We start from the raw sequence: 11196 nt of genomic DNA, 5'->3' as shown, positions 1-11196 counted from the left end.
CGCTTCGGCATGAAGAATCGGGAATCCTCTAGGCTTGCTCGCATGACAGCCCTGCCCCTGCCCACCCAGGTCCTCGACCTGCTCCGCCTTCCCAACCCGGCCGTCATGGCCACGGTCGCCGCCGACGGCCGCCCGGTCACGGTCGCCACGTGGTACCTCCTCGAGGACGACAGCCACGTGCTGCTCGGCCTCGACGCCACCCGGGTCCGGATCAAGCACCTCAAGAAGGACCCCCGCGTCTCCCTGACCGTCCTCGCCTCCGACGACTGGTACACCCACGTCAGCCTGCAGGGCACCGTCTCCGAGATCGTCGAGGACGTCGACCTGGCCGGCATCGACCGCATCTCCCGCCACTACAACGGCGACGCGTACCCCGACCGCGAGAGCCCCCGGGTGCTCACCCGGCTCGCCATCGAGCGCTGGCACGGCTGGGGCAAACTCAAGTGAGGATCGTCGTCCTGGACGACTACCAGCGGGTGGCGTCGTCCTTCCTGGGCTTCCTGGACGGCGCTTCCGTCGAGGTGCTGCACGACCACATCGACAACCTCGACGACCTGGCCGCCGCCCTGCGCGGCGCCCAGGTCGTCATCGCCATGCGCGAACGCACCCCGTTCCGGGCCGAGACCTTCGACCGACTGCCCGACCTGCGGCTCCTGGTCACCACAGGCATGGTCAACGCCTCCATCGACCTGGCCGCGGCCGCCGACCACGGCGTCACGGTCAGCGGCACGGCCATGGCCATGCCCGCCTCGCCCAAGAGCTCCAACACCGCCGAACTGACCTGGGCCCTGATCCTCGCCTGCCGGCGCCACGTGGTGACCGAGGACCGGGCCCTGCGCGACGGCCGCTGGCAGACCACGGTCGGCACGGACCTCGCGGGCAGCACCCTGGGCGTGCTGGGCCTCGGCCGCCTCGGCACCCAGGTCGCCCGCATCGCCCAGGCCTTCGACATGACCGTCAACGCCTGGAGCGAGAACCTCACCCCCGACCGGGCCGCCGAGGCGGGCGCCACCTGGGTCCCCAAGGACGAACTCCTGGCCACCAGCGACATCCTGACCATCCACCTCAAACTCAGCCCCCGCACCACAGGCCTGATCGGCGCCCCCGAACTGGCCGCCATGAAGCCGGGCGCCCTGCTGGTCAACACATCCCGAGGCCCCATCGTGGACGAAACCGCCCTGGCCGCCGCCCTCACCACCGGCACCATCGGCGGCGCCGGCCTCGACGTCTACACCACCGAGCCCCTACCGGCCGGCCACCCCCTGCGCGGCGCCCCGAACACCGTCCTACTCCCCCACCTCGGCTACGTCACCGAAACCACCTACAGCACCATGTACACCCAGGCGATCGAGAACATCACCGCCTGGCAGTCCGGCACCCCCCTGCGGATCCTCACACCCTGACCGGGACAGCCGGCCGCGGTCAGGCACAATTCCGGCCGGCAAGCAGGGGGCGGAACGGTACGCACAGCTGATCGTGACCAGCCGAACGGGCAGGTTTGGGCGGGCGGTGTCCCATATTGTGGACCCCGGGCGTAGCGGAGCACATAGAGATCACTATGGTTCCGCGTCATGACCACACCTCAGTACCAGCAGCCGGGCGGTGTCTCGGACAAGAGCAAGCTCGTCGCCGGGCTTCTCGGTATCTTCCTCGGCTCGCTCGGCATCGGCCGGTTCTACATGGGTCACACCCGTACCGGTGTGCTCCAGCTCGTCGCCTCGGTTTTCACCTGTGGCATCGGGGGCCTGTGGGGCTTCATCGACGGCATCATGATTCTCGTCAACGGTGGCGTGGACGGCCAGGGCCGTCCGCTGCGCGACTCCTGACATAGCTGAAGGCGGCGGCGCCGGGGGTTGAGTAGCCTGCAGAGGGTGATCAGCAACCTGGCGTCGCCGTTGCCCGGCAGCGGGGGCCGCGCGCCCCGTGCACATCTGCACTCCGACGCGCCGCGGCAGGTGCTCGACGGTACGTGGCTGGTGCGGTCGTTCCCGACCCCGCGCCACGTCACCGATGACGATCAGGGGATCTGGTCGCCGGTCGAGGTGCCCGGCCATCTGGCCCTGCAGGGGATCGGCGCCCCGATCTACGCGAACGTCGACTATCCGTTCCCGATGGATCCGCCGTTCCCGCCGGATGACAACCCCGTCCACGATCACCGCCTCGAGTTCACCGCCGACGCGGACGTGCTCGCCCACCCCTCGGTGCTGCGGTTCGAGGGCGTGGACGGTGCCGCGACCGTGTGGCTCAACGGCGTCGAGCTCGGGACGCTGCGCGGGAGCAGGCTCACCACGGACTTCGAGACCACCGGGGTGCTGCGGGCGGGTGCCAACCTGCTGCTCGTACGCCTGGCGCAGTGGTCCGCGCACAGCTACCTCGAGGACCAGGACATGTGGTGGATGCCCGGCATCTTCCGCAGCGTCACGCTGCTCGCCCGCCCGCGCGGCGGGATCCGCGACGTCTTCGTGCACGCCGGATACGACAACGGCGCCGGCACCCTGCGCATCGATGTCGACGTAGAAGACGGCGCAGCGGAAGACGACGGCAGGGATAGCGGCGCCGGGGAGAACGGCGCCGAGGTGAGCATCAGCGTCGACGGTCTCGGCGATTTCACCCCTGGCGTGGACCATCAGCTGCCATCCGTCCGGCCCTGGAGTGCAGAGACACCTGAGTTGTACGCGGCCCAGGTGCGCACGCCGTTCGAAACCGTGAACCTGCGCATCGGTTTCCGGACCGTGCACGTCGAGAACTCCACTCTGCTGCTCAACGGCGCGCCGTTGCTCTTCCGCGGCGTGAACAGGCACGAGCACGACCCGCGCAAGGGCCGGGCGGTGGACCTGGGAACCGCGCGCGCCGAGCTGCTGCTGATGAAACAGCACAACATCAACGCCGTACGCACCTCGCACTACCCGCCCGGCGCGGCGTTCCTGGACCTCGCCGACGAGATCGGGATCTACCTCGTCCTGGAGAACGACCTCGAGACGCACGGCTTCGTGACCGAGGACTGGCACCGCAACCCCAGCGACGACCCGCAGTGGCTGCCCGCGTACACCGACCGGATGCGCCGCACGGTCGAGCGTGACAAGAACCATCCCAGCGTGCTGATCTGGTCCCTGGGCAACGAGGCCGGCACCGGCGCGAACCTCGACGCGACCGCGATCTGGGCCAAGCAACGCGACCCGGACCGGCTCGTCCACTACGAGGGCGACCAGCGCTCTGTGCACGTCGATCTCTACTCCCGCATGTACGCGATGACGGGCGAGGTCGAACGGATCGGCGCTCTCGCGGACCCGGACGAGGACGAGCACCGGCGTTCGCTGCCGTTCGTGCTCTGCGAGTACGCCCATGCCATGGGCAACGGGCCCGGCGGGCTCAGCGAATACCAGGAGCTGTTCCACACCTATCCGCGGCTGGCCGGCGGGTTCATCTGGGAATGGGTCGAGCACGCGCTGTACGAGATCGGTGGCCGCCCGGTCAGCCTGTACGGCGGTGACTTCGGCGAACGCGTCCACGACGGCAACTTCGTCATCGACGGGCTCGTGCACGCCGACAGGACGCCCGGCCCCGCGCTCGCCGACCTCGCGCGTGTCTTCTCCCCCGTCGGCCTGGAACTCGCCCCGGATCTGTCGGCGCTGACCGTCGTCAACCGCCATCACGCGCTGGACCTGGCGCACCTGGCGGCGGTCGCCGTCGTCGACGGGGTTTCCACGCCGATCGAGTTGCCTCCGGTGCCGGCGGGCGCGCGGGTCGTCGTGCCGTTGACACCGGCCGCCACGAACGGCCCGGTGACCATCAGTCTGCGGCGGCGTGCGGCCGGCGACGGGTGCGAGGCAGGGCACGAGGTCGCGTGGGTCCAGCACGTCCCGCACCGCCCGGCGCCGACCCTGACTCCGGTCCCGTTGCGTCTCGGGCCCGCGGTCTTCGACGAGCGCACAGGCATGCCGGTACGCCTCGGCGAGCTCGACCTGCACGACGTTGCCGTGAGCCTGTGGCGGGCACCCACCGACAACGACCGCGGCACCGGCTGGGAGGAACGGGACCTGCCTCCGGTCGCCGTCCGCTGGGCGAACGCGCGCCTGGACGACCTGCGGACCCGCCTGATCGAGATCGCTGAGGACGGCGACGCGCTCGTGGTGCGTACCCGTCACGGCCTGCCCGTGCGCTCCGCGGGCGTCGCCGCGACCTGGCGCTGGACCACCGACGGCACCGCGCTCGCCCTCGACCTGAGTCTGGAACCCTACGGTCCGTGGCCGTGCGACTGGGCCCGCGCCGGCCTCGACCTGCGCGTGGCGGCGCCGGCCCGGCAGGTCACCTGGACCGGCTACGGCCCCGGACCCCGATATCCGGACACCGGCCAGGGCGCGCGCTACGGCACGTTCACCGCGAGCGCCGATGACTTCGCGGTCCGGACGGTACGCCCGCAGGAACACGGCGCACACCTGGTCGACGACGCGCTGATCGACCTCGGGGCAACCTCGCTGCGTGTGCTCGGCACGGACGTGTCGCTGACCGTGCGCCCGTGGTCCCGCGCGACGATCGCCGCGACCGCCCACGATCACGAACTCCCCGCCGCCACGGAGACGTGGATCTCGCTGGACGCCGCCACCAGCGGCGTCGGCACCGCCTCGTGCGGTCAGGGCGTGCTCCCCGGCTACAAGCTCACGCCGTCCCCGCAACGCCTGCGCGTCATCCTGCGGGCCTGATCCGGCCCGCTCCTACTGCGGGACGTTCGCCGAAACCTCGTCGAGGGCGCGGCGCTCGTCGGCGCCGAGCTCGAACGTGGCCGAGGCGAGCAGCGCGGGGAGCTGCTCGACCTTGCTGGCGCTGGCGATCGGGGCGGCCACGTCGCGACGGCCGCGCAGCCAGGACAGTGCCACCGTGGCCGGGGCGACATCACTGCCCGCTGCGATGTCCTCGAGCACCTTGACGACGGCGAGCCCGGCATCGTTGAGGTAGGAGCCGGCGCCCGGTCCGCGGGCTCCGGCCACATCGGCGGCCGTCTTGTACTTGCCGGTCAGGAAGCCGCTGGCCAGGCCGTAGTAGGGCACGACGGCGAGGTGCTCGGCGGCGGCGACGGGGGCGATGTCACGCTCGTACGCACCGCGCTTGACCAGGTTGTAGTGCGGCTGGACCGCGACGGGCAGGGTGTAGCCCGCGCGGCGGGCGATCTCGAACCACTCCCGGATGCGGTCGCCGGTGTAGTTGGACACCCCGATCGCGCGCACCTTGCCGGCTCGCACGAGCGCGTCGAAAGCGCCGGCGGTCTCCTCCAGCGGGGTGTTCGCGTCGTCGTAGTGCGCCCAGTAAAGGTCGATGACGTCGGTCCCGAGCCGGGTGAGAGAGGCGTCGGCCGCCGCGGCGACGTTGGCCGCGGACAGGCCGCGGAACTGCGGGTGCTGACTGACCTTGGTGGCGAGGACGATCCGGTCGCGATTGCCGCGGGCAGCCAGCCAGGCACCGATGATCGTCTCCGACTCGCCGCCGGAGTTGCCGGGAGCCCACGCCGAGTAGCCGTCGGCGGTGTCGATGAAGGTGCCGCCGCCCGCGAGGTAGGCGTCGAGGACCTGCTCCGACGTGCTCGCGTCACTGGTCCACCCGAACGTGTTGCCGCCGAGGGCGAGCGGGAAGACCTCGATGCCGCTGTTACCGAGTTCAGTCATGAGTCAAACGTAGCGTTACATTTCGGCGTGCACGAAGCGACTACGGTCACAGGGGAGCGGGGCCCAACCTGAACCCGGGGTGCCGGGAGGCGAAACATCCGGGGGTTATCTTCTGGCCTCGGACGGGCGGGTGCGGGCGGAAGATCGGCGGCGGAGCATGCGGATTTTGCTGGTGGAGGACGACCGCCGGGTGTCCGCGGTGATGGTCTCGATGCTGCAGCGCCGGGGCTACGACGTGGAGCACGCGGCCACCGCCGGCGCGGCGCTCGCGGCGGCCCCGTGCGACCTGGTGCTGCTCGACCTCAACCTGCCCGACGGCGACGGCCTCGACGTGTGCCGCACCCTGCGGGCCCGCAGCGCGAACCTCGGCATCATCGCGGTGACCGCCCGCGCCGAGGAACGCGACCGGGTGACCGGGCTGCGGGTCGGCGCGGACGACTACGTGGTCAAGCCGTACTCCATGGCGGAGCTGCAGGCCCGGATCGAGGCGCTGCTGCGGCGGGCCGCCCGGCCGGGGCCGCCGCCACGGGACGTCGCCGAGATGGGGGCGCTGCGGATCGACTTCTCCGCGCGTACGGTCGAGTTGGATTCCCAGCCCGTCGCCCTGACCCGCAAGGAGTTCGACATCCTGGCGTCGCTGGCGAGGCGGCCGGGTGACGCGCTGACCCGCGAGCGGATCCTGCTCGACGTCTGGCAGACCACCTGGTCGGGCAAGCACACCCTCGAGGTCCACGTCGCGTCGCTGCGCGCGAAACTGGGCCGCCCCGAGCTTGTGGAGACCGTCCGGGGCGTCGGGTACCGTCTGCGCACCGACTGACGACGGCCCCGTTGACGGCGGCAGGGATGACGACGGTGGGGGCGGTGTGCGCACGCGACTCGTTACCACGTACGTCCTGTTGCTGTGCCTGGTTCTGCTCGCCCTCGAGGTGCCGCTGGCGATCGCGCAGACCAACCGCGAGACCGAGGTGCTGCTCGCGGACCGGCTCGCCGACGCGACCCGGTTCGCGTCGCTGGCGGCGCCCGCCATCCGCACCGGCGAGCTGGACTCAGTCATCGGCGAGCTCCGGCAGTATCACGACCTCTACGGCATCAGCACCCGGCTGATCGATCAGGACCAGCGCCTGCTGACGGGGTTCGGTGACCCGGTGAGTGATCCGCCGGGCGCGGGACCGGCCGTGCGGGGCGCGCTGGCCGGGCGGCAGGTGGGCACCCCGGCGACGCTGTGGCCGTGGGAGGAGCATCCGCTGGTCGTCGCCGTGCCGGTCAGCGATGGCGGGGCCGTGCTGGGCGCGGTGCTGACGATCTCGCCGACCGGCCGCAGCCGGCGCGCCGTCATCGTCGACTGGCTGGTCCTCGGCATGGTGTGGGTGCTCGCCGTGCTGGCGTGCGTGACCGCGGCGGTGCGGCTCGCGAGCTGGGTCCTGCGACCGGTGACCCGGCTCGACGCGGCGGCCCACGAGATCGCGGCCGGCGACGGCGGTGCCCGCGTGCCGCCGGGGGTGGGGCCACCCGAGCTGCGGCGGTTGTCCGCCAGCTTCAACGAGATGGCCGACGCGGTGGCCGAGGCCCTCGAACGCCAGCGGTCCTTCGTGGCGCACGCCAGTCACCAGCTGCGCAACCCGCTCACCGTGCTCCGGCTGCGGGTGGAGGATCTGGGCGGCATGCTTGCCGGTGACACCGCGCGCGCCGACCACGAGATGGTGCTGGAGGAGACCGACCGGCTCGCGGACGTGCTCGACGGGCTGCTGGCGCTGGCCCGGGCCGAACGGGAACGCCCGAGCGTCGAGGTGGCGGACGCCGTCGCGATCGCACTGAACCGCCGCAAGGCCTGGCTCCCGCTCGCCGACCGGCGCGGCATCGGCCTCGTCACCGCGACCCCGGACGAGCCGCGTCATGCCCTGCTGGTCGCGACCGCGCTCGATCAGTCGCTCGACGCGCTGATCGACAACGCCCTGAAGTTCACCCCGGCCGGCGGACGGGTCGTCGTGGCGGTGACCGGCCACGACGACGGCGTCGAGGTCACCGTTCGCGACACCGGGCCGGGCATGACCGACGAGCAGTGCCGGCAGGCGACGCAGCGTTTCTGGCGGGCCCCGGACGCGCAGAACGTCGACGGCGCCGGGCTCGGCCTGCCGATCGTCGCCGTCCTGGCCGAGGCATCCGGCGGGCGGCTGTCGTTGTCCCGCGCGGACGAAGGTGGATTGGCCGCGCAACTCTGGTTTCCGGCAGCAAAACCGTAGGCGCCGCGTGACATCAAGTGATTCCCCCGATGCCGGACCCTTTTGTATTTTGGTGGTGAAATTGCTGGAGCCCGCATAACTATTCTCACGGCCTGGATAAATCGCCTGATAGTGCGACATCAGCACCATCGGCCAGCCACGCCCGCCAGCTGGATCTAGGGGGTGAATCCGGGACGGTGAGCGGCATACCGGTTGCTCGCCGTCACCTGCCCAGGATGAGGCCCACTTCGTTGAATAGTTATCCGGGGCCATGCAGCCTCTTGTTTAGACAGAAGACACCAAAGATTTCGTAACTCCGGGTCGTTTTTCAAAACGTCGCTGTTCCGGCTTGGTGCAGCGTGCGGCGTTGCCTCCGTCCCCTCCGGCTACGCGGCGTTGCATCAGGCAGATCGCGGCCCCCGCGGATCATCTCTCCAAGACCCTGACCCCTGTCGCAGCCGACCGGTTTATGCACTCCCAGGACCCTGGCCGCGAACACGGCCCACCTCGCGCACCGGCCGCACCAGGCCCCGGCCGAGCGCAGAGCTCTACGACTCGGCCCGGCCGAGTCGACACAATCGGCGCCGAGCATGCCCGGCCCACCGGCTACGGCAGTCCCACGGGCCGGTCCGCCCGTTCGGCGAAGCCGAGCTCGGCGTCACCCCGCTGGCCGCGCCCCCGCGACCCATCCGGGCAGGACGGCTAGGTGTATTGGTCAGGACCGTTGTTGACGCGGCTGATCGGTGGTTGGCCTCCGAGGGCGGTGTGGCTTCGATGGTGGTTGTAGGTGTGTAGCCAGCCGGGTAGGGCGTCGGCGCGGTCTTGGCTGTTGGCGAAGGGCCGGGAGTAGATCCATTCGTCGCACATGGTGCGGTTGAAGCGTTCGGCTTTGCCGTTGGTCTGGGGGTGGATCTCGGCGTAGGCGAGGCGGGTGTGGTCGTCGATGGCGGCGTGAATGTATTCGTAGCCGACCTTGCGGCCGGCGTTGCGTTCGAGGTGAACGAGCCGGTTCTGGTCGCTGTCGCGGCCGTGGACACGCCAGCCGCCGCCGTCGCGTAACCGGCCGACTTTTTTGACGTCCACGTGCAGCAGTTCGCCGGGGCGGTCACGTTCGTAACGGCGGATGACCTGTCCGGTGGGCCGGTCGAGCCAGGCGAGGCGGTGCAGGCCGTGCCAGGTCAGGACTGCGTGGATCGTGGAGGCGGGCATGTTCAGCAGCGGCGCCAGCCGACGTGGGCCGCGTTTGAGCCGGGTCCGTAGCGCGCAGACCCGGGCCTCGAGGTCGGGATCGGTTTTGCGGGCTAGCCGGTGGGCTGTGCTGGGCCGGCCGTTCAGGCCGGCGTCGCCTTCGGCTCGCCACCTGGCCAGCCATTTGTGGCCGGTGGCGCGGGAGCAGCCGAGTTCTTTGACAACGTGGGCGACGGGACGTTGGTCATCGATGACACGCTGGATGAGTAGGCGTCGTCCGTGCACGGTAAGCCGGGCATTACGGTGAGCCGTAGAGGCCTCCGGTCAAGGTGAGAGCTTCGCAACTTCCACCTCGCCGGAGGTCTCCTCATTGATCAAGTCGCCACGCCGTGTCAACAACGCTCGTGGTCACTACAGCTAGGGCTTGACGGAGCGGTAGTAGCGGGCCGCGCCGGGGTGTAGGGGCACGGGCAGGGTGGCGATCGCGGTGCGTGGGTCGAGGCGTTCGGCGGCGGGGTGGGCGGCGGCGAGGACCTCGCGGCGTTCCATCAGGAGGCGGGTCAGGTTGTAGGCGAGGTCGTCGGGCATCGAGGCGGGGACCACGAGCAGGTTGGGGACGGCGACGGTTGCCACGGCGGGCAGGTCGTACGCGGTGGTGGGGATGGTGCGGACCACGTAGACGTCGCTGTAGGTGCGGCGCAGGCGGCCGGCCCATTTGGAGAGGTCGACGATCCGGGTCGGGGTCTGGACACTGAGCTTCTTGATGCCGGCGACCGGGAGGCCGCCCGAGAAGAAGAACGCGTCGATGTCGCCGTCGGACAGTGCCTGTACGGAGTCGTCGAGGTTGAGCTCGCGGCGGTCGACCGCACCGGCGGTGGCCAGCCCGGCGACGGTCAGCAGCCGCCCGACGGTCACCACGGTCCCCGATCCGCGTGAACCCACCGATACCCGTTTGCCCTTGAGGTCCTCGAGGGTCCGGATCGGGCTGTCCGCGGGGACCACGAGGTGCAGCAGGTCGTCGTAGACGCGGCCCAGCGACGCCAGCTCCGGGGCGGGGGTGCCGCCGTCGACGAGGATGTCGGCCTGGGTGAACCCGACGTCGGCGCCCTTGCCGAGCACGAGCTGCACGTTCTGCGCCGACGCGTCGGTGACGAGCACGCGCGCTTCGTACCCCGGCAGGTCCTGCTCGATGACCCCGGCCAGCGCGTTGCCGACGGCGTAGTAGACGCCGGTGGGGCTGCCCGTGGCGATCCGGATCTCGCGGTGCGCCGGGGTCGGCGACGTGCAGCCTGCCGCCGTCAGCAAGATCAGGACTCCGGCCAGGGCCGCGCTGGGAATTCCGCTCCGCAGGATCATCCGTATCTCTCACGCAGGACCACCCGGTCCGCGCAAGTTTCCCTCAAGTCCTCGCCGCAGCTGTACCGGCCGAACGGTCCGATCGGGGACGGTAACGGGAAACGCACCTCAAGGAGCTACCGATGGACCCCGATCGGGTACGCACAGTAGTCCTCGCTGACGCCCTGCCGCCCGCCTTCGAGGCGGCGTGCCTCGTGCGGTGCACCGAGGTCGCCGGTCTGCCCGGGCGGCGCCGCCCGCAGCAGGCACTGGCGAGTCCCCCGGTCGTGGCCCCGCGCGGGGTGCTGGCCGAGTTCGACCAGCCGGCCGCGGCGGCGCGGCTGACGGCCCTGCTGACCGGGCTGGGCTTCCCGGCCCGTCACGACGTGCACTCCGGCGGCAACCGGTGGTCGTACGACGTGCAGCGGGTGCTGCTGCCCGAGTCACGCCGCGCCGCCGCGACCGCGATGATGGCGACCGCGTGGCGTCAGGGCCGGCAGTCGCTGCTCGACGCGACTCCCCTGGGCGGCTCGTCGCCGCGGCACACGCAGCGGCTCGCGCTGGCGTACACCGCGTGGCGGGCGGTGCTGCTGGCCGGGGGCCGCCGGCGGCGTACCGATCGGGTGCGGGTCCATCTCGGCAACCATGACCTGGCGACGGTCCTGGTCCGGGCCGCGCGGCTGCTGGAGGTGCGCGCCGAGGTGATCAGCCGGCCGGGCTGCCTGATGGTGGCGGTCCCGGCCGCTGACGCCGCGGTCCTCGGGGCCCCGGAGCTGGTCAGCGCATGAGCATCCCGC

At 71.0% G+C, this 11196-nt stretch carries 9 protein-coding genes and 1 pseudogene; 7 read left to right on the top strand and 3 right to left on the bottom strand.

Annotation, left to right across the window (positions count from 1 at the left end):
* Positions 1-42: 42 nt before the first annotated feature.
* From Aco04nite_RS17070 to Aco04nite_RS17055, 4 genes are all read left to right on the top strand, one after another.
* Entirely contained in the window at positions 43-447 is a 405-nt protein-coding gene (locus Aco04nite_RS17070; protein WP_212998196.1) for a PPOX class F420-dependent oxidoreductase, read from the top strand.
* Positions 444-1403 carry a D-2-hydroxyacid dehydrogenase family protein gene (locus Aco04nite_RS17065; RefSeq protein ID WP_212998195.1) on the top strand — a complete coding sequence of 320 codons (960 nt, stop codon included), beginning with the start codon at positions 444-446 and terminating at the stop codon, positions 1401-1403. The genes Aco04nite_RS17070 and Aco04nite_RS17065 overlap by 4 nt, the downstream gene beginning before the upstream one ends.
* Before the next feature lie 168 nt (positions 1404-1571).
* Positions 1572-1826 carry a TM2 domain-containing protein gene (locus Aco04nite_RS17060; protein ID WP_203842970.1) on the top strand — a complete coding sequence of 85 codons (255 nt, stop codon included), beginning with the start codon at positions 1572-1574 and terminating at the stop codon, positions 1824-1826.
* A gap of 45 nt (positions 1827-1871) precedes the next feature.
* The gene (locus tag Aco04nite_RS17055) at positions 1872-4700 is read left to right on the top strand and encodes a glycoside hydrolase family 2 TIM barrel-domain containing protein (protein ID WP_212998194.1); all 2829 of its coding nucleotides are present in this window, start codon (positions 1872-1874) and stop codon (positions 4698-4700) included.
* A gap of 12 nt (positions 4701-4712) precedes the next feature.
* On the opposite strand, the gene Aco04nite_RS17050 is transcribed toward Aco04nite_RS17055, so the two are convergent.
* On the bottom strand, positions 4713-5657 hold the full coding sequence (locus tag Aco04nite_RS17050; protein WP_212998193.1) for an aldo/keto reductase: 945 nt from the start codon (positions 5655-5657) through the stop codon (positions 4713-4715).
* A 157-nt stretch (positions 5658-5814) separates the two neighbouring features.
* Between Aco04nite_RS17050 and Aco04nite_RS17045 the strand changes: the two genes are divergently transcribed.
* Together Aco04nite_RS17045 and Aco04nite_RS17040 are read left to right on the top strand one after the other, a co-directional pair.
* Positions 5815-6474, top strand: coding sequence for a response regulator transcription factor (locus Aco04nite_RS17045; RefSeq protein ID WP_212998192.1), 660 nt, complete (start codon positions 5815-5817; stop codon positions 6472-6474).
* A 46-nt stretch (positions 6475-6520) separates the two neighbouring features.
* Complete coding sequence (locus Aco04nite_RS17040; protein WP_212998191.1) at positions 6521-7897, top strand: sensor histidine kinase; 1377 nt, start codon at positions 6521-6523, stop codon at positions 7895-7897.
* A gap of 681 nt (positions 7898-8578) precedes the next feature.
* On the opposite strand, the pseudogene Aco04nite_RS17035 reads toward Aco04nite_RS17040, so the two are convergent.
* Positions 8579-9376, bottom strand: a pseudogene (locus Aco04nite_RS17035) (integrase core domain-containing protein); the annotation flags it as partial.
* Positions 9377-9481: 105 nt separating this feature from the next.
* Positions 9482-10420 (bottom strand): TAXI family TRAP transporter solute-binding subunit, encoded by a 939-nt coding sequence (locus Aco04nite_RS17030; RefSeq protein WP_212998189.1) that lies wholly within the window; start codon positions 10418-10420, stop codon positions 9482-9484.
* 122 nt (positions 10421-10542) lie between these two features.
* Between Aco04nite_RS17030 and Aco04nite_RS17025 the strand changes: the two genes are divergently transcribed.
* Entirely contained in the window at positions 10543-11187 is a 645-nt protein-coding gene (locus Aco04nite_RS17025) for a hypothetical protein (protein WP_212998188.1), read from the top strand.
* Positions 11188-11196: the final 9 nt, after the last annotated feature.

Source organism: Winogradskya consettensis (assembly GCF_018332715.1).
In the GTDB taxonomy this organism is placed as follows: Bacteria; Actinomycetota; Actinomycetes; order Mycobacteriales; family Micromonosporaceae; genus Actinoplanes; species Actinoplanes consettensis.
Note: the sequence above shows the minus strand (reverse complement) of the source record. Positions and strands in the feature narration are given on the sequence as shown.